Raw genomic sequence first — 26,661 nt, forward strand, 5'->3', positions numbered from 1 at the left:
GTTTTTATGGACAACAAGCATGAGATCTTACAGCTCCTGCGCTCGGTAGCCTCCGGGGACACCTCCCCGGAGCAGGCCCTGCTGGAATTCAAGCAGTCCCCCTTTGAGGACCTGGGGTATGCCAAGGTGGACTTCCACCGCAACATCCGCCAGGGGGCGGCTGAGGTCCTCTACGGCGCCGGCAAGACGCCGGAGCAGATCATCGGCATCGCCTCCGCCATGGGAGAGCGGGGCTGCCGCAACATCCTCATCACCCGCATGGAGGCCGACGCCGCCCGGCAGGTGGCCGACGCCCTCCCCCTGGAGTACCACCCCTCTCCCCGGCTGGGCATCGCCTTCCCCGGTCCCCGGACCTCTCTGGGCAACATCGTGGTGGCCACCGGCGGCACCAGCGACATGCCGGTGGCTGAAGAGGCCGCCCTCACCGCCGAGGCCATGGGCAACCAGGTCACCCGGCTCTACGACGTGGGGGTGGCGGGGCTCCACCGCCTGCTCTCCCGCCTGGACGTGCTCATGAGCGCCCGCTGCGTGGTGGCCGTGGCCGGGATGGAGGGGGCCCTCGCCTCCGTGGTGGGCGGTCTGGTGGACTGCCCCGTCATCGCCGTCCCCACCAGCGTGGGGTATGGAGCCAGCTTCGGGGGACTCTCCGCCCTGCTCTCCATGCTCAACTCCTGCGCGTCGGGCACCAGCGTGGTCAACATCGACAACGGCTTCGGGGCCGGGTATCTGGCCAGTATGATCAATCAAATGGAAGGTTTGGAGGAATCCTGAGATGAAAACACTGTATCTGGAATGCAATATGGGCGCGGCAGGCGATATGCTGCTCTCCGCCCTCTATGAGCTCCTGGAGGACAAAGAGGCCTTCCTGGACACCATGAACCACCTGCCCCTCCCCGGCGTGCACCTGGAGGCCGAGCGTGGCGTCACCTCGGGCATCGCGGGCACCCACATGCATGTGACCGTCCACGGCGTCGAGGAGGGGACCGATGGTCACGATCATCACCATGATCATGAGCATGAGCATGACCACCACCACGACCACGACCATGAGCATGACCATCACCATGACCACGAGCACGACCACGAGCACGACCACGACCACGAGCACGGTCATGAGCATCATCATGACCACGACCATGACCATGAGCATGACCATGAGCATGACCATGAGCATGACCATGAGCATGACCATCACCATGACCATGAGCATGACCATCACCATGACCATGAGCACGATCACCACCACGACCATGACCATGACCACGACCATCACCACCACCACGATCATGACCATGACCATGACCATGAGCATGGGCACGATCACCACCACGCCACCCCCGGCGCCATCGCCCATCTCATCGACCATCTGCCCCTCCCCCAGGAGGTGAAGGACCACGCCCGCGGGGTCTATGATGCCATCGCCCGGGCCGAGGCCCAGGCCCACGGCTGCCCGGTGGGTGACGTCCACTACCACGAGGTGGGCGCGCTGGACGCCGTGGCCGATGTGACGGGCGTGTGCTATGCCCTCCACCTGCTCCGGCCCGAGCGCATCGTGGTCTCCCCCATCCACGTGGGCAGCGGCACCGTCCGCTGCGCCCACGGCATCATGCCCGTCCCCGCGCCCGCCACCGCCGCCCTTCTCGCCGGGGTCCCCACCTACGGCGGGGCGGTCCAGGGCGAGCTGTGCACCCCCACCGGGGCCGCCCTTCTGGCCCATTTTGCCGACTCCTTCGGCCCCATGCCGGTGATGTGCACCCAGAAGGTGGGCTACGGCATCGGCACCAAGGTCTTTGAGCAGGCCAACTGCGTCCGGGCCTTCTGGGGCGAGAGCGCCGAGGAGGCCAACGGCGAGATCGTGGAGCTGGTGTGCAACATCGACGACATGACCGCCGAGTCCCTCTCCTTCGCCTGCGCCCGCCTGCTGGAGCTGGGCGCCCTGGACGTGTACACCCTGCCCGGGACCATGAAGAAGGGCCGCAGCGGCCAGGTGCTCACCGTCCTGTGCGCCCCCGAGCAGGAGGGCGACCTGGCCCGGCACATCCTCTCCCTCACCACCACCAACGGCCTGCGGGCCCGCCGGTGCGGGAAGTATTTCCTCACCCCCTCCGTCCGGGAGGCGGAGACCCCCTGGGGCGCGGTCCGGGTCAAGACCGCCCAGGGGTACGGCGTGACCCACGTGAAGCCCGAATATGAGGATGTGGCCGCCCTGGCCCGCAGCCGCGGCGTCTCCCTGGAGGAGATGGCCCGGGACATCCTCCGCCACGTCTGATCCAGGAGGTCCTTATGTCCAAGAAATCTCTTCTCTCCCTGCTCCTCACCGCCGCCCTGGGGGCGGGCATCCTCACGGGCTGTCAGGGGACGGCTTCCCCCTCCCCCACGCCCGCCTCGTCCGCCGGGAAGGACTCGGTGGTCATCGCCATGGACACCAACTCCGAGCCGGCCGCCGGCTTCGACCCCGCCTTCGGCTGGGGCGCCGGGGAGCACGTCCATGAACCCCTCATCCAGAGCACCCTCACCGTCACCAAGCCCGACCTCACCATCGGCTACGACCTGGCCACCGGCTACTCGGTCAGCGACGACGGCCTCACCTGGACGGTCACCATCCGGGACGACGCCCGCTTCACCGACGGGGAGGCCCTCACCGCCGAGGACGTGGCCTTCACCTACAACACCGTGAAGGAGTCCAGCTCGGTCAACGACTTCACCATGCTGGACCGGGCCGAGGCGGTGGACGAGACCACCGTGGCCTTCCACATGAACACCCCCTTCTCCATCTGGCCCTACACCATGGCGGTGGTGGGCATCGTGCCGGAGCACGCCTATGACAGCGCCACCTACGGCCAGAATCCCATCGGCTCGGGCCGCTACGTCCTCAAGCAGTGGGACAAGGGCCAGCAGATCATTCTGGAGGCCAACCCCGACTACTACGGCGAGGCCCCCACCATCCGCCGGGTCACCATCCTCTTCCTGGAGGAGGACGCCGCCTTCCTGGCCGTCCAGGCCGGACAGGTGGACCTGGCCTACACCTCGGCCACCTACTCCGACCAGAGTGTGGCGGGGTATTCCCTCACGGCCTACCGCACCGTGGACAACCGGGGCTTCAACCTCCCCGCCGTCCCCGCCGGGACCGACGCCCAGGGCCAGGCCATCGGCAACGACTTCACCTCTGACGTCCTCGTCCGGCGGGCCATCAACATCGGCATCGACCGGGAGGAGATGATCGAGAACGTCCTCAACGGCTACGGCACCCCGGCGTACAGCGTGTGTGACCAGCTCCCCTGGTACAACCCCGCCTCCCAGGTGGAGTACGACCCCGAGGCGGCCGCCGCCCTGCTGGACGAGGCCGGCTGGACCCTGGGCAGCGACGGCATCCGGGAGCGGGATGGCGTGAAGGCCGAGCTCCATCTGCTCTATCCCAGCAGCGACTCGGTCCGCCAGGCCCTGTGCGCCGACTTCGCCCAGCAGCTCCAGGAGCTGGGCATCTCCACCTCCATCGAGGGGGTAGGCTGGGACACCGCCTATGACCGGGCCCAGTCCGAGCCCCTCATCTGGGGCTGGGGCGCCCACACCCCCATGGAGCTCTACAACATCTACCACACGTCGGGGGACACCGGCCTTGCCGGGTACTCCCCCTACGCCAACGCCGCCGTGGACTCCTACATGGACCAGGCCCTCCAGTGCACCGACCTGGAGACCTCCTACGAGCTCTGGCAGAAGGCCCAGTGGGACGGCTCCACCGGCGTCACCCAGGAGGGCGACACCCCCTGGGTGTGGCTGGTCAACGTGGATCACCTCTACTGGGTCCGAGAGGGGCTCCAGGTGGCCGAGCAGAAGATCCACCCCCACGGCCACGGCTGGTCCATCGTGAACAACGTGGACCAGTGGAGCTGGTCCTGATCCCCGGCGTTCTGCCGCTGCAAGAGGAGGCCTTTGTGTGAAACACCGTCTGCAATTTGCGGGCAAAAAACTCCTGCGCATGGCGCTGCTCCTGCTGGGCGTGAGCCTGGTGGCCTTTCTGCTCATGTCCCTCTCCCCCCTGGACCCCCTCCAGACCAACGTGGGCCAGGCCGCCCTGGGCTCCATGAGTGAGGAGCAGATCGCCCGTCTGGAGGAGTACTGGGGGGTCAACGAGCCCCTCCCCCAGCGCTATCTGGGCTGGCTGTCCGACGCCCTCCGGCTGGACTTCGGCACCTCCCTGCTCTACCGCCAGCCCGTCATGGAGGTCATCGGACAGCGGCTTGTGAGCTCCCTGGGCCTGATGGTCACGGCCTGGGTCCTGTCCGGCGTCCTGGGGGTAACCCTGGGCCTGCTGGCCGGGGCTACCCGGGGAAGGCTCCCCGACCGGCTCATCCGGGGGTACTGCCTCATCATCTCCAGCACCCCCGCCTTCTGGCTGGCCCTGCTGCTGCTGATGATCTTTTCGGTGTGGCTGGGCTGGCTCCCCATCGGGCTGGCCGTCCCCATCGGGATGGAGGCCTCACAGGTCACCTGGCAGGACCTGCTCTCCCACGCCATCCTCCCCGCCGTGACCCTGAGCATCACGGGAGTGGCCAACATCGCCCTGCACACCCGGGAGAAGGTGGTGGACGTACTGGATTCCGACTATGTCCTCTTCGCCCGGGCCCGGGGGGAGTCGGGACGGGCCATCCTACTGCGCCACGGCCTGCGCAACATCCTGCTGCCTGCCATCACCCTCCAGTTCACCTCCATCAGTGAGATCATCGGGGGCTCCGTGCTGGTGGAGCAGGTCTTCTCCTACCCCGGTCTGGGGCAGGCCGCCGTCACGGCGGGCCTGGGGAGCGATCTGCCCCTCCTGCTGGGCATCACCGTGGTCACCGCCGCCATCGTCTTTCTGGGGAGTCTGAGCGCAGACCTCCTCTACGGCGCGGTGGACCCCCGCATCCGAAGGGGGGTGGCCCGTCACTCATGAGCCGTTGGAATCAGCGCAAGCGCACCCTGGCCCTGCTGGGCTGCGCCGCCCTTCTCCTGTGCGCCGTCACCGTGGCCGGGCTCCTGTTCCAGCCCCTGGCCATGGAGACCGACTTTGCAAACAAGCAGCTCGCCCCCGGGCCCGGCCACTGGTTCGGCACCGACTGGATGGGCCGGGACATGCTGGCGCGCACCCTCACCGGCCTCTCCCTGAGCATCCGCATCGGCCTTCTCACCGCGGTGGTGAGCGCCCTCCTCTCGGTCCTGCTGGGGGTGACCGCCGCCCTGGGCCGCCGGGCCGACGCCGTGATCTCCTGGTGCATCGACCTCTTTCTGGGCATCCCCCATATCCTGCTGGTCATGCTTATCTCCCTGGCCTTCGGCCGGGGCTTTGTGGGAGTGGTGGCCGGTGTCTCCCTGAGCCACTGGCCCTCCCTGGCCCGGGTCATCCGGGGGGAGGTCCTCCAGCTGCGCCAGACCACCTATGTCCGGGCCGCTGAGCGCCTGGGCGTGCCCCGGGGCCGGATCATCCGGCGGCACATGCTCCCCCACCTGCTGCCCCAGTTCCTCACCGGGCTCATCCTCCAGTTCCCCCACGCCATCCTCCACGAGGCCAGCGTGACCTTCCTGGGGTTCGGCCTCTCGCCGGAGCAGCCCGCCATCGGGGTGATTCTGTCCGAGAGCATGCGCTACCTCACCACCGGGAAATGGTGGCTGGCCCTCTTCCCGGGGCTGTCCCTGGTGCTGGTGGTGCTGCTCTTCGCCGCGCTGGGGGAGGGTGTGCGCCGCCTGCTCCACCCCGCCAGCGCCCATCAATGAGGAAAGGAGGTTCCGCCATGGAACCAATTCTGGACGTGGAAGGACTCTCCATCTCCTTCCGGCAATACGACCGGGGCGCCCACCAGCGCACCCTCCCGGTGATCCACGACCTGTCCCTGTCCATCGCCCCGGGGCAGGTGGTGGCCGTGGTGGGCTCCAGCGGCTCGGGCAAGAGCCTGCTGGCCCACGCCCTTCTGGACATCCTCCCCGCCAACAGCGCCCGGGAGGGAGTCATCCGCTACCGGGGGGAGCCCCTCACCCCTGCCCGGACCGCCGCCCTGCGGGGGACGGAGATCGTGCTGGTCCCCCAGGGCGTGACCTATCTGGACCCCCTGATGAAGGTGGGGCCCCAGATCTGCAAGGGGCGACGGGAGGGGCGCATCCGGGAAGCCTGCCGGGCTGTCCTCGCCCGCTACGGCCTCCCCCCCGACACGGAGGAGCGCTATCCCTTTGAGCTCTCGGGCGGCATGGCCCGGCGGGTGCTCATCTCCACCGCCGTGATGGAGTCCCCCCGCCTGGTCATCGCCGACGAGCCCACCCCCGGCCTGGACGCCCGGGCCGCCGGGCGCATCCTGGGCCACTTCCGGGAGCTGGCCGACGGCGGGGCGGGGGTCCTCCTCATCACCCACGATCTGGAGCTGGCCCTCACCATCGCCGACCGGGTGGCCGTCCTCTACGCCGGCGAGACGGTGGAGGAGGCCGCCGCCGCCGACTTCACCACGCCGGGGGGCCTGCGCCACCCCTATACCCGGGCGCTCTGGGCGGCCCTCCCCCAGAACGGCTTCCGGCCCATCCCGGGCAGCCAGCCCTCCCCCGGCGAGATGCCGCCCGGGTGCCGCTTCGCCCCCCGCTGTCCCCGCTGCCGGGGGGACTGTCAGGAGACCCATCCGGCCTACCGCTCCTTCCGGGGCGGCATGGTCCGCTGTACGTTCCCCGGGGAGGTGATGGAATGAGTCTGGAGGCCAAAGATCTCACCTTCCGCTATCCCCGCCGGAGCCGGGGGAGCGTGCTGGAGGGGGTCTCCCTCACAGTGGAGCCCGGCGAACGGGTGGGGCTCTCCGCCCCCAGCGGCCGGGGCAAGACCACCCTGTGCAAGCTCCTCTCCGGCTATGAGCGGCCCGACCGGGGGGAGGTCCTGCTGGACGGCCGCCCCCTCTCCTCCTACAAGGGCTTCTGCCCGGTGCAGATGATCTGGCAGCACCCGGAGACGGCGGTGGACCCCCTCCTCCGCCTGGGCGAGACCCTCTATGAGGCGGGTCCGGTGGAAGACCGCCTGCTGGATGCCCTGCACATCCAGCCCGCCTGGCTGGAGCGCTATCCCCTGGAGCTCTCCGGCGGGGAGCTTCAGCGCTTCTGCATCGCCCGGGCCCTGCGGGAGGGGGTGCGCTACCTCCTGTGCGACGAGATCACCGCCATGCTGGATCTCATCACCCAGGCCCAGATCTGGGATTTCCTCCTGGAAGAGGCCCGGCAGAGAGAGCTGGGGCTGGTCATCGTCAGCCACAACACCCTCCTGCTGGAGCGGCTTTGTACCCGCATCCACCCACTGACATAAAAAAGCCTCCCGAACATGGTTCGGGAGGCTTTTTGCTGATTCAAGCGATTAGTAATTCTTGCACTGGAGCTCGAAGTAGGCGCGGGGATGGGCGCACACGGGGCAGACCTCGGGGGCCTCCTTGCTCACGTGCAGGTGGCCGCAGTTGCGGCACTTCCAGACGTAGACGTCGCCCTTCTGGAACACGGCGCCCTCTTCCAGGTTCTTCAGGAGAGCCAGGTAGCGCTCCTCGTGCTCCTTCTCGATCTTGCCCACGCCCTCGAACAGGAAGGCCAGGCGCTCGAAACCCTCTTCCTTGGCGGTCTCGGCCATCTCACGGTACATCTGGGTCCATTCCTCGTTCTCGCCGGCGGCGGCGGACTTCAGGTTAGCGGCCGTATCGCCCAGCTCGCCCAGCTCCTTGAACCAGAGCTTGGCATGCTCCTTCTCATTGCCGGCGGTCTCTTCAAAGATGGCTGCGATCTGCTCAAAGCCCTCTTTCTTGGCCTTGCTGGCAAAGTAGGTATACTTGTTGCGGGCCATGCTCTCTCCGGCAAACGCCTTCCACAGATTGGCCTCGGTCTTGCTGCCCTTCAGTTCCATATTTCTGTCCTTCCTTTCTATTCTTTGATTCAAAATTTAGATCCGATCACAGGCGGTCAAAGCTTGCATTTTTGAGAAGCGGGCCGAACGGGTTCGGCCCGCTGGGCGTTAGCCTTCGCCCTTCCAGAAGCCGTGCAGGTTGCAGTACTCATAGGCCTCCACCTTCTCGTTCCGGGTGAAGGTCTTGAGCTCGGGCTCGTCCCCGGGCTGGGGGAAGCGGAAGGTCACGGTGTCGCCGGACACGGCCGCGATCAGATTGATATAGTGCTCCGGCAGCATGGGATGGGTCACGGAGCCCACCTTCACGGTGACGGAATAGCCGCTGCCGTGGGCGGTCTTCTCCACCACGGGGACGTGCTTCTCCAGGGCGCCGTCAGTGGTGTTGGGGACCAGCTCCTGCATGGGCTCGCCGCAGCAGACCACGGGCACGCCCTTGTCGACGACCTTGAACACGATGTTGCCGCAGTGGGCGCAGCGGTACAACTTCATTTCCATGATAAAATCCTCCTTAATAAAATGGTCAAATCTTTTCTCTCAGCTTCTCCAATTGTAACATTTTAACGGGCAAACTACAAGGGATAATGGTCAAATCTTTTCTCTCAGCTTCTCTAATCGTAACATTTTAACGGGCAAACTACAAGGGATACGGGGACTCAGTGGAGGGTCTTGCACTGGGCGCAGATCCCGTGGAAGAGCAGCTCATGTCTTGTGACCTGGTGCTCACTGTGGGCCAGGGCCTCCTCGTCCAGATCCGCCCGGTAGGGCAGGTCCATGTCATAGACCCCTCCGCACCGGTCGCACTGAAAATGGGGATGGGACTTGGTATTTGCGTCATATCGCTCCACGGGGAAGGCCATGCGGGTGATCCTTCCCTCATCTGCCATCAGATTCAGATTCCGGTAGACGGTCCCCAGGCTCAGGTTTGGATTTTCCGGTTTCAGCCACTGATAGATCATCTCGGCGGTGGGATGCTCGGTGGTCCCCATCAGGGCCTCATAGATCAGTTCACGTTGTCTGGAATAGCGTTTTCCTTTCATCGACCGTCTCCTTTCTTTAAATCAGTAATTATTACTGTTATTAATATAGCAGATGTTGCGCCGTTTGGCAAGCCCTAATTTTGAAAAACTTCCGGTATGAATGTCCCCGGTTTTGCGCAGACTAGCGTCAGATGCACATCTCAAGTATTTGAAACCATTGAGGAGGCTATCCCATGAAACGGATTTTCTGTATCCTTGCGCTTACCCTTGTGATCGGTATGGGGCTGGCGGGCTGTTCCGGCACGGAGCCCATGTCCTCCCCCACGCCTACGCCCACCATGGCGCCCACCAACTCCGACCACCCGGTCCAGGACGCCATCGACGGCGCCGGTGACGCGGCCAAGGGTGTGCTGGACGGCGCGGGCGATGTGGTCCGGGGCGCGGCCGACGGCGTGGGCGACGCGGCCCGGGATGTGGGCAACGGAGTGAGCAACGCCGCCCGGGATGTGGGCGACGGCATCAAAAATGCCGTCCAATGACCCCGCCCCTTTGCATAGAGAGGACCGGCTCCCGCCATGGGAACCGGCCCTCTTTTTCCATGTATCCAACGATATGCGCCTGTTTTGGGCGTGGGATGCCTCGCAGAATTCCGCCGTCCGCAGACGGCGGAATGAAATCAAATCGTTTTTTCCGAGGACATGTGCCTCGGAAAAAACACTGCTCAGGCCGCAAGTGTGCGAGCGGCAGCGAGTGTGCGCGCGGACTGCATCCCTCTCTCAAACATGCTTGCATGTTTGAGAAGCGCAGCGCGCTTTAGCCTTTACTGATATCCCGGGTGGCGTAGGCGTTCAGGTCCATCCCGTCCCGCTTTCCGGCCAGATACTCATAGTAGCCCTGGCAGCCGATCATGGCCCCGTTGTCCCCGCACAGGGAGAGGGCCGGGAGATAGAGCTTGTCCCCGCTCTGGGCGCAGGCCCGCTCCAGGTCGGCCCGCAGCCGGGAGTTGGCCGCCACGCCGCCGGCAATGGCGATCTTGCCGTAGCCGCACTTCCGGGCGGCCGCCATGGTGCGGGGCACCAGGGTGTCGCTCACCGCCGCGCCGAAGGAGGCCGCCAGGCCGGGCAGATCCAGCGCCTCCCCCTTCTGGTTGGCGTTGTGGACCAGGTTGACCACCGCCGTCTTGAGCCCGGAGAAGGACATGTCCAGCTCGGCCCCCGCCACATGGGCCCGGGGCAGGTCGTAGCGGGTATCGTCTCCCCCCTGGGCCAGCTTGTCCATGGGGGCCCCGCCGGGGTAGCCGATCCCCAGGACCCGGGCCGCCTTGTCAAAGCACTCCCCCGCCGCGTCGTCCCGGGTGGCCCCCAAGATCTCCATCTCGGTATAGCTCTTCACGTCCACGATCATGGTGTTGCCCCCGGAGACGCACAGGCACACAAAGGGGGGCTCCAGATCGGGATGGGTGATGTAGTTGGCCGCAATGTGGCCCCGCACGTGGTGTACCCCGATGAGGGGCTTTTTCAGGGCGTAGGCCACCGACTTGGCAAAGTTCACCCCCACCAGCACCGCGCCGATGAGGCCGGGGGCGTAGGTGACCGCCACCGCGTCGATGTCCTGCTTTCCGATCCCGGCCTCCCGCAGGGCCCGGTCGGCCAGGGCGGCGATGGCCTCCACATGCTTGCGGGAGGCGATCTCCGGGACCACGCCCCCGTAGGTGGCGTGCATATCGGCCTGGGAGGCGATGGCGTCGGAGAGCACCGTCCGCCCGTCCCGCACCACGGCCACGGCGGTCTCGTCACAGGAGGACTCCACAGCCAGAATAATCATGGTTTCGTTCCTTCTTTCTCTTGGATGGGGATGTGTACATAGCGCCGGCAGAGGGGCAGCAGCGTCCCCAGGCGGTAGAGGGCCCGGTGGGCCTCCATGGCCTCCCCGGTGTCCATGGACCCGGAGGCCGACCAGCCCAGCATGGCATACCGCACCCGGAAGATGTCGGCCTGGTAGTTGAGGTCAAAAAAGCCGTTTCGGGTATAGAAGGCCAGACGGCGGCGGCGCTTCTCCCCCTCCTCCGGGGAGAGATCTTCCTCCAGGGCCTCCACTTCGGCCAATAGGCCCCCCGGGGCGGCGTAGCGCCGCTGGAGCGCGGCCAGCATGGCGCTTCCCACGCCCCCGCCCCGCTTTCCCTGGCAGGCGGCCAGATAGTCCAGGAGCACAAAGCGCTCCCCCAGGCGCAGGATGGCGTATCCCACCAGCTCCTCCCCCCGGTAGAAGCCCAGGGCGTCGTACTCGCCCCGCTCCATCAGGCGCAGGATGGTCCACAGGGGCTTCAATTCCCCCCGGGGAAAGGCCTCCTGCATCTCCCAGCGGTAGATGCGCCGCATCTGCTGCCGGGAGAGGACGCGCATATCCAGCTCCATCATGCCCGGTCCCACTCCCGGGTCATGAGGATGGCGTCCTCCTTCGGGTCGTCGTAGTAGTCCTTCCGGCGGCCCACCTCGTAGAAGCCGTGCTTCTCGTAGAGGGCGATGGCAGGGGCATTGCCCGCCCGCACCTCCAGGGTGAGGAAGGCCAGCTTGGCCGCGCCGAACCGGACAAAGGTGTCGATGAGGGCGTCGGCGATCCCCTGCCGCCGGTAGGCCGGGTCCACCGCCACGTTGTCGATATAGCCCTCGTCCAGCACCACATGGAGCCCCGCGTAGCCCAGGACGCTGCCGTCCTCCCCCTCGGCCACCAGGAAGGAGGCCGTCTCGTTGTAGAGCTCCTCGGCCAGCATATCCACGCTCCAGGGGTGGGAAAAACAGGTCCGCTCCAGCTCCGCGATGCCCTCCAGATGGCTCCGGTCCATGGGGACCAGTTGGTAATTCATGGTGATCCGCTCCTTTTTCTCGTTGCTCAGTGGGCCTCGGCCCAGCTCTTGCCCACGTGGGCGTCCGCCGTCAGGGGGACCGCCAGGGAGACGACCCCCTCCATCTCCTCCGTGAGCAGCTTCTTCACGGTCTCGGCCTCTTCCTCGGGGCACTCCACGATGAGCTCGTCGTGGACCTGGAGGACCAGCCGGGCCTTCAGGCCCTCGGCCCGCAGCCGGGCATCCACCTGGATCATGGCCAGCTTGATGATGTCGGCCGCCGTGCCCTGGATGGGCATGTTGAGGGCCACCCGCTCCCCGAAGGAGCGCATATTGAAGTTGGAGGATTTGAGCTCGGGCAGCCAGCGGCGGCGGCCCATCAGGGTGGAGACAAAGCCGTCTTTCCGGGCCCGCTCCACAATATCGGTCATATAGGCGTGGACGCCGGAATACCGTTCAAAGTAGCGCTCCATGTAGGCCTTGGCCTCTTTCCGGGTGACGCCGATGTCCTGGGAGAGGGAGAAGTCCGAGATCCCGTACACGATGCCGAAGTTCACCGCCTTGGCCGCCGAGCGCATCTGCCGGGTCACCATTTCGGGGGGCACGCCGAAGACCTGTCCGGCGGTGATGGTGTGGATGTCCTCCCCGCTGCGGAAGGCGGAGATCATGTGCTCATCCCCGGCGATGTGGGCCAGCAGCCGCAGCTCGATCTGGGAGTAGTCGGCGTCCACCAGCACGTTTCCCGGCCCGGCCACGAACATCTTGCGCAGCTCGGCCCCCAGCTCGGTGCGGATGGGGATGTTCTGGAGGTTGGGCTCGGTGGAGGAGAGCCGCCCCGTGGCGGTCACCGTGTTCTGGAAGGAGGTGTGGATGCGCCCGTCCGGGGCGATGACCTTGGTCAGCCCCTCCACATAGGTGGAGGAGAGCTTGGTGTACTGCCGGTACTCCAGCACGGCGTCCACGATGGGGGCCTGTCCCCGGAGCTTTTCCAGCACCTCGGCGTTGGTGGAGTAGCCGGTCTTGGTCTTTTTCACGGGGGGCAGCCCCAGCTTGTCAAAGAGGATGTGCCCCAGCTGCTTGGGCGAGAGGATGTTGAAGGTCTCCCCCGCCTCCTCATAGATGCGCTGCTGGACGGCCTGGATGCGCCCCTCCAGCATCTCTCCAAACTCCCCCAGGGCCTTCCGGTCCACCAGGAAGCCCTCCCGCTCCATGCGGCTGAGCACGGCGCACAGGGGGAGCTCTACCTCGTAGTAGAGCTTGTCCATCCCCAGCTCGGTGAGCCGGGGGGCCATGGCCTCCTTCAGCGCCCCGATGAGGGCGCAGTGGGACAGGAGCGCGCCCAGCACCGCCCCCTCGTCCCCCAGGGGGGAGAAGGCGTCGGGGGCCAGGTAGGTCTCCTTGGCCTTGGGGTATTCGTGGTTGAACCAGCTCATGCCCAGCTTTTCCAGGTCATAGCTGCCGTCGGTGGGGGCCAGGAGGTAGGCGGCCAGGGCGGTGTCGAAGACAAAGCCATCCCCCTCGATGCCCTCCTCCAGCAGCCGGGAGAGGAGGCTCTTCACGTCGTGGGCGTTCTTTTTGATGTCCCCGGCGAAGAGGGCCTTTAAGAGGTCGTTGTACCCCTCCAGCTTGTCGGCGCGGAGGACCGCGGCGTGGCGCTCCCCCTCGTTCACCCGGTGCTCCACCGCCACCACGTCCAGCCCCGGCAGGGCCAGCATGTTCACGCTCTCCTGCCCGCGCCAGAGCGCCAGCAGCTCCTCGGCCCGGGCCCGGTCCTCCACCACCTCGCTGGTGCAGGTGCCGGTAAACTGCTCCTCCTGCGGGGTCTCCCCCTGGGGGGCCTTGAGGCCCAGCTTGTCGATGAGCTTCTGGAACTCCAGCTTGAGGAAGAGGTCGTAGAGGGCAGAGGTGTGGCTCTCCTGCCGGAGGTTGTCCTCGGGGGCAAACGGAATGGGGGCCTCGCACCGGATGGTGGCCAGGTCATAGGAAAGGCGGGCGCCCTCCTCCCCCTCCCGCAGCTTTTTCAGCACGGCGGGCTTGGCCTCCAGGGTGTCCAGGCCCTGGTAGATGGCCTCCACCGAGCCGTAGCGCTGGATGAGGTCCATGGCGGTCTTCTCCCCGATGCCCTTGACGCCGGGGATGTTGTCGCTGCTGTCCCCCATCAGGGCCTTCAGGTCCACGATGTGGATGGGGTCGAAGCCGTACTCCTCCCGGAAGACCGCCGGGGTCATGTTGCGGGTGGTGGTCTGGCCCATGCGGGTGGTCACCAGCTTGACGGTGGCGTGGTCGCTCACCAGCTGGAGGGAGTCCTTGTCACCGGTGACGATGACGGTCTCCCACCCGGCCGCGGTGTCCCGGGCGGCGATGGTCCCCAAGAGGTCGTCGGCCTCCCAGCCGTCCAGCTCATAGCGGGGGATGTTCATGGCGTCCAGCACGTCCTTCAGAATGGGCATCTGGGCGGCCAGCTCCTCGGGCATGCCCTTGCGCTGGGCCTTGTAGCCCTCATAGGCCAGGTGGCGGAAGGTGGGGGCCTTCCGGTCAAAGGTCACGCAGAGGGCGTCTGGCTTCTCCTCCTCCAGCAGCTTGAGCAGGATGGTCACAAAGCCGTAGACGGCGTTGGTAGGGGTGCCGTCCTTGGTGGTGAGGGGCCGGATGCCGTAAAAGGCCCGGTTGATGATGGAGTTGCCGTCAATGGCCATGAGTTTTTTCATAGGATGCCTCCGTCCCGAATCTGATTCCTTCTATTATATCCGCTTTTTCCGCCCGGCACAAGTCCGCCCCCGCGGAACGGAACACTCCATCCCCGGGGGCGGTATCCTTATTCGTCCTTGCTGTCCTCTTTGTCCAGCAGAGCGGCCAGCACCTCGTTGTAGACCCGCTCGGGCTTGGCCTGGAACCCCTCGGACAGGCGGGCGGCCTGGTCCCGGTTGACGCACAGCAGCTCGATGGTCATGATGTTGCCCCCCTCGTCGTCCAGGGTCATGCGGGCGGTGAGGCTCCCGTCCGGCCGGGGCAGCACCTCGGTGCGGACCTGGGCGTTGCGCCGCAGGATGCCGTTGACCTTGGCCAGGTTGGCGTTGCACTTGTGCTTGACCGAGTAGGGCAGGCTGCTCTCGCAGGCCTCGCCGTTCTGGCGGCCCTTGTCGGTGATGGCATAGAGCCCATCCTCCAGGGTCATATGCCCGGTCTCCACCAGCTCGGCCACCGCCTCGGCAAAATCGAAATAGTCCACGCCCTCGTCGCACATGGTCAGCTCGGTCAGCGTGGGAAAGTCGATGGGTGAGGCCACCCGGGCCATAATGTAGAGGACCAGGAACTTGATCTCCATTTTGTCGTGGATGAAACCAAAACGGCTCATGGAAGGGACCACCTTTCTGCGTTTGCAGTCTTTTCTCTGTACTGCTCAGTTAAAGTCATTATACGGTATTTTTTCCGGCTTGGCAAGAGCGTGGCGGGCTTTCCCTCCTCCGCCGCCCCGCGGTCCCATTTTTCCCGCCGTTTTTGTCTTTCTTGACAGAGTTCGGCCGGGAGGGTATCATAAAATTATCCCGGAATTACCAGGAAAGAGAGGCTTTCTTCCATGCTGACCAAGAAGCTCGCCCCACTCTGTCTCGCTCTGCTGCTGGGCCTGAGCGCCTGCGGGAAGCCCACGGCCCAGGTCTCCCCCGCGCCGGAGCACTCCCTCCCGGTCCGGACGCCCGAGCCCATTCCCACGCCTACCCCCGAGCCGGAGTATACCGGCCCGGTGAATCCCCTCACGGGACTGCCCATCGCCGAGGAGTATGTGAACCGCCGCCCGGTGGCCATCATGCTCAACAACCTCAAGCAGGCCCTCCCCCAGGTGGGGGTCTCCGACGCCGACATCATCTATGAGTGCCTGGCCGAGGGCGGCATCACCCGGATGCTGGGGGTCTATCAGGACCCCAGTCAGGCGGGGGCCATCGGCTCCATCCGCTCCTCCCGGCCCTACTATCTGGAGCTGGCCCTGGGCCACGACGCGGTCTACATCCACGCCGGCGGCAGCCCCGACGCCTATGAGAAGATCCGCGCCTGGAACGTCACCGCCCTGGACGGGGTCAACGGGCCCTACTGCGGCTCCAGCCCCGGCTCCAACCTGATGTGGCGGGACGCCGACCGGCGGCGCAACATGGGCTATGAGCACAGCGTCATCACCACCGGCGAGACCATCGTGGAGCGCTTTGCGGGCTACTCCTTCCGGCAGGAGCACCAGGAGGGCTATACCTACGAGATGAACTTCCTGCCCGACGGGACCCCCTCCGGCGGGGTGACGGCCAACACCATCACCGTCCCCTTCTCCAACGTGAAAACGGGCGTCTTCACCTACGACCCGGAGCAGGAGCTCTATCTGGTGGAGGAGTACGGAAAGCCCTATGTGGACGGCAACACCGGCGAGCAGGTGGGGGTCACCAACGTGCTCATCCTCAAGACCCGGTGCTCCGCCATCCGCGGGGACGACAAGGGCCGCATCACGGTGGACCTCACCAGCGGCGGCACCGGCTACTATGCCTGCGGCGGCCAGCTCATCGACATCCTCTGGAGCAAGGGGGGCCGGAATGAGCAGCTGCGCTATACCGACCTGAACGGCAACCCCATCTCCCTGGGGGCCGGGCACAGCTATGTGAACATCGTCCCCCTGGACTCCGACGTGGAGATCCAGGGCTGAGAAGACAGCTTAGGCGTCTCCGGTCCTCTCAGACCGGGGACGCTTTGCGTGTCGAAACAGTTCGACACGCTTCTCAAAAATGCAGGCATTTTTTCGAGAGGGATGCAGACCGCTGCGCGCACCTCGTCGGGTCAAAGTCCGTACCGTTCACCCCGGCCTGACGGCCAGGGCTTACTTCACTCCCTTGCCCCTCCTCTCCCAAACAAACCCGCTTCGCTGGGCTTTGTCTGGGGTCCCGGGAAGGGGCACATACTTGCGGTCTGAGAAGAGTGTTTTCCGACGTACACGCCGCCGGAAAACACGATCCTACTCCCTTCCGCCGTCTGCGGACGGCGGAACTCTGCGAGGCTCTTGCCTCTAAAAGGACAGAAAGCCATGTGATCGACCGCCTGGGCGTCTCCGGTCCTCTCAGACCGGGGACGCTCTTTTTCGGTTTTCTTTTCTATTCTCTTATCTTGACTTACTCTCTCCGCCATTTTTGTCGGGAGGGGTCCCGCCATTTTTGTCAGGAGGGTCCCGACAATTTTGTCGGGAGGGGGGTGCTCCCGCCGTCGGTTTCTTTGTAGGATATTATACGCTTTTCTTTATATCTTGTTGAGATACCCGAGGGGCGTCTGTCCGCTGGAAAACAGCGGAAGGTTTGCTTTTTGGCCTCTCCCGGGGTATACTGAAAAAAAGGTTGCAAGGAGGCCTGTTTTATGTGTACGAGCGTCGCGTTTTCTGCCCCCCGGAAGCTGTTTGGCCGCACGCTGGATCTGGAATATTCCTTTGGACAGCAGGTGGTGATCACCCCCCGAAACCATCCGCTGCACTTCCACCGGCGCAGCACCATGGCGCACCATCTGGCCATGATCGGCATGGCCACGGTGGATCGGGATACCGCCCTGTATGCGGAGGCGATGAACGAAAAGGGCCTCTACATGGCGGGCCTGAATTTCCCCGGAAATGCCTATTACACCCCGCCGGAACAGGCCGCAGCGGACGCCGTGGCCCCCTACGAGCTGATCCCGCTGGTGCTGGGCCGCTGTGAGACCCTGGCGCAGGCCGAAGCCATCCTGAAGGGGATCGACCTCTTGAACCTCCCCTTTGCACCGGGCTATCCGGTGGCCCCGCTGCACTGGCACATTGCCGACGGGACCGGCTCTATGGTGCTGGAGGTCATGGAGGACGGGGCCCATCTCTATCCCGACCCGGTGGGGGTGCTCACCAACAATCCGCCCTTTCCGTACCAGCAGATGAACCTGAGCAATTATCAGACCCTCTCGCCCCATCCCCCCAGGAACACCTTTGCGCCGGCGCTTCCCCTGGCCGTATACGGGCAGGGCATGGGCGCGCTGGGACTGCCCGGCGATGTCTCCCCCATGTCCCGCTTTGTGCGGGCGGCCTTTTTGAAGGAGAACGCCCTCTTTACCGGGGATGAAATCCAGGATGTGACGCAGTTCTTCCACATCCTGGATGGCGTATCCATGGTCCGGGGAAGCGTCATCACCCCGGAGGGAAAGCCGGACCTGACCCTGTATGCCTCCTGTGCCGATGCCTCCCATGGGGTCTATTACTATAAAACCTACGAAAACCATCAGATCAACGGGGTGCGTTTTACCGAGGCGTTGATGGATGGAGAGGCGCTCTCCTGCTATCCGCTGGAGAACCAGCAGCACGTACACTGGGTCAATTAAACGATAGGTTTCCACGCAGCGGCTCCCCCGGCCAAACCGACCGGGGGAGCCGCTGTTTGTACGATTTAGACCATGCAGCCGTTCTTGACCTCCCGGTAGCACGCGGGGGTGCCGGGAGCCTGGTTGGGCGGGAAGAACTCATCCACGGGGAACTTCACATGGCGGAAGATCTCACAGGGATCGTCCTCGTTGCCGCCGCAGGTGCACTCCTTCTCGGGCAGGCAGTAGTCGTAGATGGGCATAAGGAGCTGGGTGTCCCGCTCCAGCCGGATGATGGAGAACTGCCCCAGGCTCACATAGACCCGCTTGCCCTGGTTGCCGAAGCACAGGTCGCTGCAGAAGCAGGCGCAGATGCAGGGCGGGATCTCGGTCAGCTCGCAGTCGCAGGGGTGGCACTCGCACACGTCCACCAGCTTCATGTTCAGGACGATGGGGTCCACCGCCTCCACCACGGCGGTGGGCACGCTGCACCGGCGCATCTGGGCGTCCGGCCCCTCGTCCAGGCAGGAGGAGAAGACCTTGGCGCTGCTCTCGCTGCCGAAGAGGATGACCCGCTTGTCAAAGACGCACAGGCCGCTGATCTCCACCGGACGCACCGCGCCCACAAAGGCGTCGGCCGTGACCCGGTAGTAGTAGCGGACGTCCACGGTGTAAAAGCCGCGGTTGAACCCGATGGGCTCCACGTCGATGTACACATAGATCAGCTCGGCCTTCCCGGCCTTGATGCTGACCGCCCGGTCGATGGCGCACTGGGAATCCTGGGTGGGATAGAACCGCAGATCTTCGATGCAGTCCTTATCTTTGCACGAATCAAAGATCTTTCGGGTGTCAATGCAGACGGCTTCCCGGATGCAGGTGTTTTCCTGCACAGGGCCGGGGGTTACTTTCTCAGGCATTGCAATACCTCCTAATGCGTGTTCGGAATTGCTTCCATGCCATTCTATGAGGGGGCGGGAGAATGGTGCGCCCCGCCCCGGCCCCCGGGACATGAAAAAGCGGCAGGGGTTGGGGCCTCATGCCCTCTCCCTGCCGCTCAGTTCCAATACTGGCCCGGTTCTGTGTCCATGTCCTTCACCATCTTTCGAAACGGTTGATTTGGTACATAAAACAAAAACCACACCAAAGTCTGGTGTGGAACAAACCCTGACGGAATCCGGTTTTTTAGCGATCGCTGCGAATGACCTTCTCATCGCCGCCAAAAATCATATCGTCAATATCGGTCCCACGATTCTTCTCATACAACATAGTATCACCTCCCTCGTTTGATCTGTACTCAGTATACTCTATTTTATGTAAATTTACAACCCCTGTTTCTTACGATTCCGTGAAGAAATCAAGAACATTTTGTAAATTACCCGTAAAAATCAAGGTTCTATCCTTGTTTATCCCATTTATTCCCTTTTTCGGGGTAAAGGGGGGGCGGCCCGGGATACCCCGGCCACCCCTTTGTTTTTACCCTCTGGTACGGGCCCAGTAGGCCGCCATGCTCTCCTGCCCCTCCTGGGTGACCTCCCGGAGCAGCCAAGGCTGCCATTCCCCGGGGTCCCAGGCCAGGGCTGCCTCCTCGGTGGGGAACTCCACCTCGGCGTAGAAGTAGCCCTCGGGGGTGCCCGCGTCCACCTGGTTCCACTCCAGGGTGTACCCCTCCGGCAGACGGTAGCGCCGCTGCTCCTTTTGGATAAAGGGCTTGTCGATGAAGGCGGCCACTGCCCGGAACTGCGCCTCCTCCACGGGGAACTCCACCTCCATCCGGCTCAGGCCGCTCCCCCGCTTCAGGCAGAGCAGAAAGCGCTCCTCTCCGCCCGCCCGGCGCTCGCTGCGCACCCGGACGGCGGGGCGGGTGGTCACATACCCCTGCTCCATGTGCCAGACCTCGTCGGGCTCTCTCTCCGGCCAGCCACGGGCCAGCCAGCGGCGTTCGATCTCCATATCCGCTTCCTCCTGTCTCCCCCGCCCGGCGGGGGCCTTGGTAGTATCAGGATACCCCATTTTCCCCTCAAACGCAACGGCCCGCCCTTTGAAAAAACGGTCCCCCGTGGTATGATAGAGTTCCAAATGTGAAAGCGAGGGATTCCATGATTCTTTCTTTTTCCGGAACCGGCAACAGCCGCTACTGCGCCCAGATGCTCGCCCACCGGCTGGGGGACGCGTATGTGGACGCGGCCTACTACCTGCGCCAGGGGAGCCCGGCCCGCCTGCACTCCGAGTCCCCCTGGGTCTTCGTGGCCCCCACGTACAGCTGGCAGCTGCCCCGGGTCTTTCGGGACTTCCTCCGCAGCAGCTCCTTCTCCGGCTGCCGGGAGGCCTATTTCGTCATGACCTGCGGCGCGGAGATCGGGGACGCCCACCGGGCCAACCGGGCCCTGTGCGGGGAGCTGGGACTGGCCTGCCGGGGCACCCTGCCGGTGGTCATGCCGGACAACTACCTGGTCCTCTTCCCCGCGCCGGAGGAGGGGGAGAGCAAGCGCCTCCTCGCCGCCGTCCGGCCCACGCTGGAGCAGGCGGCCGCGCGCATCCAGGCCGGGGAGGACTTCCCGCCCCCCGCCGTGGGCCTGCCCGACCGCCTCAAGTCCGGCCCGGTCAACCGGCTCTTCTACCGCTTTTTCGTAAAAGCCAAGCCCTTCACGGTCTCCTCCGCCTGCATCTCCTGCGGCAAATGCGCCCAGGACTGCCCCCTGGGGAACATCCACCTGGAGGGCGGCCGCCCTGTCTGGGGGAAGAACTGCACCCACTGCATGGCCTGTCTCTGCGGCTGCCCCGCGGCGGCCATCGAGTACGGCAAGGCCACCCGGGGCAAGGCCCGCTACCAGTGTCCCCCCTACCAGCCCTGAGCCCCGCTCTGGAAAGGAGTATGTGATGGAATGTTCCCCCTACTATGAGAGCGACGTGCTGGCCTATTTTGACGGCCACGCCGAAGAGCGGGCCCTGTACGAGGCCTTCTTCCGCCGCCTGTGCGCCCAGTTCCCCGCCTGCTCGGTCAAGGTGCGGAAGAGCCAGATCAGCTTCTACAACCGCCATCTCTTCGCCGCCGCCTCCCTGCCGGTCCGGCGGAAGAAGGACTGGCCCAAGACCTGCATCCTGGTGACCTTCGGGCTCTCCCACCGGCTGGACTCCCCCCGCGTGGCCGTGGCGGTGGAGCCCTATCCCAACCGCTGGACCCACCATGTGGTGGTCTCCTCGCCCCAGCAGCTGGACGACACCCTCTTCGCCTGGATCGAGGAGGCCTATCAGTTCGCTGAGAACAAATAAAACAAAAGCCCCGCCCCTTCTCCTGTTCGGGAGAGAGGGCGGGGCTTACTTTTGCAGACTTCCGCCGGTGTAATTTCTGGAATTTGGGAAACAAAAGCCTCGCAGAGTTCCGCCGTCCGCAGACGGCGGAAGAGGATCAAATCGTGTTTTCCGGCGGCGTGTACGTCGGAAAACACTCTGCTCAGGCCGCAAGTGTGCGAGCGTCAGCGAGTGCGCGCGGCGGCCTGCATCCCCCTCGAAAAAATGCTCGCATTTTTGAGAATGTCCCTACATGAGGGGCGCCAGGATGCGCAGCACCGCGCGGAAGAGCCGCCGCACACCCGAGTGGGCCCGGCAGCGCTGGAGGGTGATCCGCTCGCTCTGCGCCTGGGTGCGGAGGAAGTCCTCCTTGATGTCCCGCAGGCAGGGCGCGCCGCACAGCCACACGCCGTCCTCGAAGTGGAGGAACATGCTGCGGTAGTCCATGTTGACCGTCCCCACCGTGCCGAACTGGTCGTCCACCACGAAGTTCTTCCCGTGCATGAAGCCGGGGGTGTACTCGAAGATCTGCACCCCCGCCTCCAGCAGGGACTCGTAGTGGGCCCGGGTCACCTCGAAGATGACCTTCTTGTCGGGGATGTGGGGGGTGATGATGCGCACGTCCACCCCCGCCTTGGCCGCGTTGCACAGGGCGGTGTTGACGCTGTTGCTGACGATGAGGTAGGGGGTGGTCAGGTAGATATACTTCTTGGCCTTGTTGATGAGGTTGAGGTAGACGGTCTCCCCCACCGGCTCCCCGTCCAGGGGGCTGTCGGTGTAGGGCTGGACGAAGTAGTCCCCGCAGTGGGCGCACTCGGGCGGCAGGGAGGCCGGGCGGAAATCCTCCATGCACTCCTCCCCCCGCATGTAGTCCCACATGGTGAGGAACATCACCGTCATGCTCCACACCGCCTCCCCCCGCAGGAGGATGGCGGTGTCCTTCCAGTGGCCGTACTTGACCGCCCGATTGATATACTCGTCGGCCAGGTTGATCCCGCCGGTAAAGCCCGTGTGGCCGTCGATGATGCACAGCTTCCGGTGATCCCGGTTGTTCAGGCGCAGGGAGAGGATGGGGATGAAGCGGTTGAACACGCAGCACCGGATGCCCTTGGCCTCCAGCTGGGCGGCGTAGTCCTTGGGCAGGGTGAAGAGGCTGCCGATGTCGTCGTAGATGACCCGCACATCCAGGCCCTCCCGCACCTTCTCCTCCAGCACCTCCAGAATGGAGTCCCAGAAGACCCCCTGCTCGATGATGAAGTACTCCACGAAGATATACCGCTTGGCCTTGCGCAGCTCCTCCAGCATCCGGGGGAAGGCGTCGTCCCCCAGGGGGAAGTAGGTGGCCTCGGTGTGGTTGTAGGCCGGGGCGTGGGCGTACTGCTCCAGATAGCGGGCCTGGTTCACCGCGTCGGCCCCAAAGCCGGAGAGCTCCTCGGCCTTGCAGTCCCGCTCCAGGGCGGCCACCATCTGCCGGTCCATGCCCTGCATCTTTCTCTGCTGCCGGGGGGAGAGCCGGTTGCCGCCCAGGAGGAGGTAGATCAGCCCTCCAAAGACCGGGAAGAGCAGAATGGGGATGAGCCAGGCGATCTTATAGCCCGGGTCGCTCTTGTTCCCCACGATCCACAGCACCGCCGCCACCGAGAGGGCGATGCAGAACCAGTAGAAATAGACAAAGTACGCGGAAAAGCGCCCCATCATGGCCAGCAGCAGGGCCAGCTGCACCACCAGCAGCAGCGCCGTCATGGTCAGCCGGTGGAAGAGGATGGAAGCCAGTTTCTTCATCATAGGAACGCCTCCCCGCCCGGCAGGGGCGTCAGCACCTCAGGCTTGCCCGACTGGACCACCACGTTCTCCTCCCCCAGCAGGCCCCGCAGCTCCTCCAGGAGCAGGGGGTGGATCTGGCAGGGGTAGGCCGGGGTCCACTGTCCCTCCGCGGCGAACTTGGCCCGCAAAGGCTCGCTCCCCGGGAACATGAGGAGCACCCGCAGGATGTGCCGCCAGCGGGGGTCCTCCCGGGCGGGCAGGCGGAGGTAGAGCTTGCGCACCTTCCCCGCCTCCGGCTCGGCCGGGGCGGAAGCGCCGCTCTCGGGCGCGCCCTGGAGGGGACGCAGGCTGTCGCACATGAGCTGGGGGGGCTTTTCATCCCGCACCGAGATGCGCCCCTCGGCCACCACCGGGGTGTTCTCCTTCAGGCAGGCGCTGCACTCCCCCAGCACCCGGGAGAAGATGAGCACCTCCAGCGCGCCGGTGTCGTCCTCCAGGGTGGCGTAGGCCATGAGGCTGTTGTTCCGGGTGGTCCGGGTCTTGGAGGCCGTCACCACGCCGGCGATGGTCACCTTCTGCCCGTCGGCATAGCGCTCCGGCCCGCCCTCCCGGGCGAAGTCGGCGGTGATGGAGCCGATGGGCACGGCCCGGCAGGCCCGGGCGGCCGCCCGGTACTCGTCCATGGGGTGGCCGGTCAGGTAGAGGCCGGTGGTCTCCTTCTCCATGGTCATGCGCTCCTGCCGGCTGAACTCCGGGATGTCCCGCAGGACCAGCTGGGGGGCGGTCTCCATGGCGTCCCCGCCGCCGCCGAAGAGGTCGAACTGTCCGGCCAGGTTTTTCCGCTTGTTCTGGGCGATGGTGTCCACCAGCTGCTCGTAGGCGTCCAGCAGCTGGGAGCGCCGCACCCCCATGGAGTCGAAGGCCCCGCAGCGGATCAGGTTCTCCAGCACCCGCTTGTTGAGGTCGTGGTCAAAGAGCCGCAGGCAGAAGTCGGGGAAGTCCCGGAAGGGCCCCTTCTCCCGCTCGGAGAGCACATCCCGCACGAAGCCCCAGCCCACCCCCTTCACGGCGGCCAGGCCGAAGCGCAGGTTCTCCCCGGACACGGTGAAGGAGGCCCCCGATTCGTTGATGTCGGGGGGCAGGAGGGAGATCCCGCAGTCCTTGCACTCGGCGATATACTCGGCCACCTTCTCGCTGGAGTCCAGCACCGAGGTGAGGAGGGCGGCCATATACTCCCGGGTGCGGTGGCGCTTGAACCAGGCGGTCTGGTAGGCCACCACCGCGTAGCTCACTGCGTGGGCCTTGTTGAAGGCGTAGTTGGCGAAATCGTAGATCTCGTCGTACACGTCCTGGCCCACCTGCTCCGGGATGCCCCGGGCGATGCAACCGTCGATCCCCCGGTCGGGGTCGCCGTAGATGAAGGCCTTGCGCTCCCGCTCGATCTGGTCCTTCTTCTTCTTGGAGATGGCCCGGCGCACCATGTCGGCCTGTCCCAGGGAGTAGCCCGCCATGTCCTGGAAGATGCGGATGACCTGCTCCTGGTAGACGATGCACCCGTAGGTCACCTCCAGGATGGGCCGGAGGGAGGGGTGCTTGTAGGTGATCTTCTCCGGGTTCTGCTTGCAGGCGATGAACCGGGGGATGGACTCCATGGGGCCGGGGCGGTAGAGGGCGATGATGGCGGTGATGTCCTCGATGTTCTGGGGCTTGAGGCTCACGCACACGCCGGTCATGCCGGCCGACTCCATCTGGAAGACGCCCGAGGTCTTGCCCTCGGAGAGCATCTGGAAGACGGCCGGGTCGTGGTCGGGCAGGTTTTCTAGGGAAAAGTCCGGCTCTTGGGCCTGGACCAGCTTCACCGCGTCGTCCAGCACCGTCAGGTTGCGCAGGCCCAGAAAGTCCATCTTGAGCAGGCCCAGCTCCTCCAGGGTGGTCATGGTGTACTGGGTGACCACCGATTCGTCGTTTTTCGCCAGGGGCACGTACTCGTGGACCGGGCGGCGGGTGATGACCACGCCTGCGGCGTGGGTGGAGGCGTGGCGGGGCATGCCCTCGATGGCCTTGGCCGTGTCGATGAGGCGGCGGATGGTCCCGTCCCCCTCGTAGGCCTCCCGCAGGGGCTTGGAGAGCCGGATGGACTCGTCCAGGGTGATGTGGAGGGCCCCCGGGCCGCTGGGCACCTGCTTGGCCACGGCGTCCACCTCGGCGTAGGGGATGTTGAGGGCCCGGCCCACGTCCCGGATGGCCCCCTTGGCGGCCATGGTGCCGAAGGTGACGATCTGGGCCACGTGGTCGGGGCCGTACTTGCGCTGGACGTACTCGATGACCTCCTGCCGCCGGCGGATGCAGAAGTCCACGTCGATATCGGGCATGGTGACCCGCTCCGGGTTGAGGAAGCGCTCGAAGTACAGATCATAGCGCATGGGATCGATCTCGGTGATGCGCAGGCAGTAGGCCACCATGGACCCGGCCGCCGAGCCGCGGCCCGGTCCCACGGGGATCTGGTGGCTCTTGGCGTAGTGGATGAAGTCGGAGACGATGAGGAAGTACTCCACAAAGCCCATCTGGCGGATGACCCCCATCTCGTACTCCAGCCGCTCCCGGTAGGCGGGGGGCGCGTCGGGGTAGCGTCGGGCAAAGCCCTCGTCACAGAGCTTTTGGAAATAGGCGTCCCCGTCGGTGTACCCCTCGGGGAGCTTGAACTCGGGCAGGTGGTACTTGCCGAACTCGAACTCCACCTGGCACCGCTCGGCGATGCGGGCTGTATTGGCCACGGCCTCGGGGTACTCGGGGAAGAGGGCGGCCATCTCCTCCTCCGACTTGATATAGAATTCCCGGGTCTCAAAGCGCATCCGGGAGGGGTCGTCCACCGTCTTGCCCATCTGGATGGCCATGAGGGTGTCCTGCATGGCCGAGTCCTCCCGGGTCAGATAGTGGGCGTCGTTGGTGAGCACCAGGGGGATGCCGGTCTCCCGGTGGAGGCGGAAGATGCCCTCGGCGGCCTCCCGCTGGGCGGGGATGCCGTGGTCCTGGATCTCCAGGTAGTAGTTCCCCTCCCCGAAGATCTCCTGCATCTCCAGGGCGTGGGCCTTGGCCCCCTCGTAGTTGCTCCCCAGGAGGAGCCGGGGCACCGCCCCCGCCAGACAGGCCGAGAGGGCGATGAGCCCCTCGGAGTGCTCCCGCAGCAGGTCCATGTCCACTCTGGGCTTGATATAAAAGCCCTCCAGAAAGGCCTGGGAGACCAGATAGCTCAGATTCCGGTAGCCCACCTCGTTTTGGCACAGGAGCACCAGGTGGCGGGCGGCCGAGTCCAGCTCGTGGACCTTGTCAAAGCGGGTGCGGGGGGCCACGTAGACCTCGCACCCGATGATGGGCTTGATCCCCGCCGCCTTGCAGGCCTTGTAGAAGTCGATCACGCCGTACATCACGCCGTGGTCGGTGATGGCCACCGCGCTCTGCCCCAGGTCCTTCACCCGCTGCACCAGCCCTCCGATGCGGCACGCGCCGTCCAGAAGGCTATACTCCGTATGGACATGTAAATGGACAAAGGACATGGGTCTCCTCCTTTT

The 26,661-nt window shown here is 65.2% G+C and carries 24 protein-coding genes; 12 read left to right on the forward strand and 12 right to left on the reverse strand.

What is annotated here, in order from left to right; genetic code table 11:
* Positions 1–6: 6 nt before the first annotated feature.
* The 7 genes from larB to GPK94_RS01420 are packed head-to-tail and all read left to right on the forward strand — an operon-like array spanning position 7 to position 7,303.
* Positions 7–771: a nickel pincer cofactor biosynthesis protein LarB gene (larB, locus tag GPK94_RS01390; protein ID WP_101692881.1), complete on the forward strand. Its 765-nt coding sequence runs from the start codon at positions 7–9 to the stop codon at positions 769–771.
* 1 nt (position 772) lies between these two features.
* Positions 773–2,269 carry a LarC family nickel insertion protein gene (locus GPK94_RS01395; RefSeq protein ID WP_215654054.1) on the forward strand — a complete coding sequence of 499 codons (1,497 nt, stop codon included), beginning with the start codon at positions 773–775 and terminating at the stop codon, positions 2,267–2,269.
* A gap of 14 nt (positions 2,270–2,283) precedes the next feature.
* Positions 2,284–3,897, forward strand: a complete 1,614-nt coding sequence (locus GPK94_RS01400) for an ABC transporter substrate-binding protein (RefSeq protein ID WP_215654056.1) — start codon at positions 2,284–2,286, stop codon at positions 3,895–3,897.
* Positions 3,898–3,934: 37 nt separating this feature from the next.
* Positions 3,935–4,930 (forward strand): ABC transporter permease, encoded by a 996-nt coding sequence (locus GPK94_RS01405; protein WP_346727967.1) that lies wholly within the window; start codon positions 3,935–3,937, stop codon positions 4,928–4,930.
* On the forward strand, positions 4,927–5,748 hold the full coding sequence (locus GPK94_RS01410; RefSeq protein WP_101692878.1) for an ABC transporter permease: 822 nt from the start codon (positions 4,927–4,929) through the stop codon (positions 5,746–5,748). Before GPK94_RS01405 ends, GPK94_RS01410 begins: the two co-directional genes overlap by 4 nt.
* 17 nt (positions 5,749–5,765) lie before the next feature.
* Positions 5,766–6,701 carry an ABC transporter ATP-binding protein gene (locus GPK94_RS01415; RefSeq protein ID WP_215654058.1) on the forward strand — a complete coding sequence of 312 codons (936 nt, stop codon included), beginning with the start codon at positions 5,766–5,768 and terminating at the stop codon, positions 6,699–6,701.
* Positions 6,698–7,303 (forward strand): ATP-binding cassette domain-containing protein, encoded by a 606-nt coding sequence (locus GPK94_RS01420; protein WP_215654060.1) that lies wholly within the window; start codon positions 6,698–6,700, stop codon positions 7,301–7,303. Before GPK94_RS01415 ends, GPK94_RS01420 begins: the two co-directional genes overlap by 4 nt.
* 48 nt (positions 7,304–7,351) lie before the next feature.
* On the opposite strand, the gene rbr is transcribed toward GPK94_RS01420, so the two are convergent.
* The 3 genes from rbr to GPK94_RS01435 all read right to left on the reverse strand — a co-directional run bounded on the left by rbr (position 7,352) and on the right by GPK94_RS01435 (position 8,922).
* The gene (gene rbr, locus GPK94_RS01425) at positions 7,352–7,885 is read right to left on the reverse strand and encodes a rubrerythrin (RefSeq protein WP_101692876.1); all 534 of its coding nucleotides are present in this window, start codon (positions 7,883–7,885) and stop codon (positions 7,352–7,354) included.
* A gap of 108 nt (positions 7,886–7,993) precedes the next feature.
* Complete coding sequence (locus tag GPK94_RS01430; protein ID WP_101692875.1) at positions 7,994–8,380, reverse strand: desulfoferrodoxin family protein; 387 nt, start codon at positions 8,378–8,380, stop codon at positions 7,994–7,996.
* Between the two features lie 158 nt (positions 8,381–8,538).
* The gene (locus tag GPK94_RS01435) at positions 8,539–8,922 is read right to left on the reverse strand and encodes a transcriptional repressor (protein WP_101692874.1); all 384 of its coding nucleotides are present in this window, start codon (positions 8,920–8,922) and stop codon (positions 8,539–8,541) included.
* 173 nt (positions 8,923–9,095) lie between these two features.
* Here GPK94_RS01435 and GPK94_RS01440 point away from each other — a divergent pair, with 173 nt between their 5' ends.
* On the forward strand, positions 9,096–9,401 hold the full coding sequence (locus GPK94_RS01440; protein ID WP_101692873.1) for a hypothetical protein: 306 nt from the start codon (positions 9,096–9,098) through the stop codon (positions 9,399–9,401).
* 274 nt (positions 9,402–9,675) lie between these two features.
* Here the strand turns inward: GPK94_RS01440 and tsaD are convergent, their stop codons facing one another.
* From tsaD to GPK94_RS01465, 5 genes are all read right to left on the reverse strand, one after another.
* Positions 9,676–10,686, reverse strand: a complete 1,011-nt coding sequence (gene tsaD, locus GPK94_RS01445) for a tRNA (adenosine(37)-N6)-threonylcarbamoyltransferase complex transferase subunit TsaD (RefSeq protein ID WP_215654063.1) — start codon at positions 10,684–10,686, stop codon at positions 9,676–9,678.
* The gene (locus GPK94_RS01450) at positions 10,683–11,279 is read right to left on the reverse strand and encodes a GNAT family N-acetyltransferase (RefSeq protein ID WP_215654065.1); all 597 of its coding nucleotides are present in this window, start codon (positions 11,277–11,279) and stop codon (positions 10,683–10,685) included. The genes tsaD and GPK94_RS01450 overlap by 4 nt, the downstream gene beginning before the upstream one ends.
* Positions 11,276–11,725, reverse strand: coding sequence for a ribosomal protein S18-alanine N-acetyltransferase (gene rimI / locus GPK94_RS01455; protein WP_186963708.1), 450 nt, complete (start codon positions 11,723–11,725; stop codon positions 11,276–11,278). Before rimI ends, GPK94_RS01450 begins: the two co-directional genes overlap by 4 nt.
* A gap of 26 nt (positions 11,726–11,751) precedes the next feature.
* Complete coding sequence (polA, locus tag GPK94_RS01460; RefSeq protein WP_215654067.1) at positions 11,752–14,412, reverse strand: DNA polymerase I; 2,661 nt, start codon at positions 14,410–14,412, stop codon at positions 11,752–11,754.
* Between the two features lie 107 nt (positions 14,413–14,519).
* Positions 14,520–15,059, reverse strand: a complete 540-nt coding sequence (locus GPK94_RS01465; protein ID WP_101692868.1) for a DUF4364 family protein — start codon at positions 15,057–15,059, stop codon at positions 14,520–14,522.
* Between the two features lie 222 nt (positions 15,060–15,281).
* Here GPK94_RS01465 and GPK94_RS01470 point away from each other — a divergent pair, with 222 nt between their 5' ends.
* Positions 15,282–16,385: a DUF3048 domain-containing protein gene (locus tag GPK94_RS01470; RefSeq protein WP_195278969.1), complete on the forward strand. Its 1,104-nt coding sequence runs from the start codon at positions 15,282–15,284 to the stop codon at positions 16,383–16,385.
* Positions 16,386–17,083: 698 nt separating this feature from the next.
* The gene (gene bsh / locus GPK94_RS01475; RefSeq protein WP_215654069.1) at positions 17,084–18,061 is read left to right on the forward strand and encodes a choloylglycine hydrolase; all 978 of its coding nucleotides are present in this window, start codon (positions 17,084–17,086) and stop codon (positions 18,059–18,061) included.
* Positions 18,062–18,126: 65 nt separating this feature from the next.
* Here the strand turns inward: bsh and GPK94_RS01480 are convergent, their stop codons facing one another.
* Both GPK94_RS01480 and GPK94_RS01485 read right to left on the reverse strand, forming a co-directional pair.
* Positions 18,127–18,957 carry a hypothetical protein gene (locus GPK94_RS01480; protein ID WP_186963714.1) on the reverse strand — a complete coding sequence of 277 codons (831 nt, stop codon included), beginning with the start codon at positions 18,955–18,957 and terminating at the stop codon, positions 18,127–18,129.
* Positions 18,958–19,513: 556 nt separating this feature from the next.
* On the reverse strand, positions 19,514–19,990 hold the full coding sequence (locus tag GPK94_RS01485; protein ID WP_215654071.1) for a hypothetical protein: 477 nt from the start codon (positions 19,988–19,990) through the stop codon (positions 19,514–19,516).
* 146 nt (positions 19,991–20,136) lie between these two features.
* On the opposite strand from GPK94_RS01485, the gene GPK94_RS01490 reads away from it, so the two are divergent.
* The gene (locus tag GPK94_RS01490) at positions 20,137–20,892 is read left to right on the forward strand and encodes an EFR1 family ferrodoxin (protein WP_215654073.1); all 756 of its coding nucleotides are present in this window, start codon (positions 20,137–20,139) and stop codon (positions 20,890–20,892) included.
* A 25-nt stretch (positions 20,893–20,917) separates the two neighbouring features.
* Positions 20,918–21,310, forward strand: coding sequence for a DUF5655 domain-containing protein (locus GPK94_RS01495; protein ID WP_215654075.1), 393 nt, complete (start codon positions 20,918–20,920; stop codon positions 21,308–21,310).
* A 267-nt stretch (positions 21,311–21,577) separates the two neighbouring features.
* Here the strand turns inward: GPK94_RS01495 and cls are convergent, their stop codons facing one another.
* A complete protein-coding gene (gene cls, locus GPK94_RS01500) occupies positions 21,578–23,110 on the reverse strand; it encodes a cardiolipin synthase (RefSeq protein ID WP_215654181.1) in 1,533 nt (510 codons plus the stop codon).
* Positions 23,110–26,646, reverse strand: coding sequence for a DNA polymerase III subunit alpha (locus tag GPK94_RS01505; protein ID WP_215654077.1), 3,537 nt, complete (start codon positions 26,644–26,646; stop codon positions 23,110–23,112). Before GPK94_RS01505 ends, cls begins: the two co-directional genes overlap by 1 nt.
* Positions 26,647–26,661: the final 15 nt, after the last annotated feature.

It is taken from the genome of Pseudoflavonifractor sp. MCC625, from assembly GCF_018784545.1.
Taxonomy (GTDB): domain Bacteria; phylum Bacillota; class Clostridia; order Oscillospirales; family Oscillospiraceae; genus Pseudoflavonifractor_A; species Pseudoflavonifractor_A gallinarum.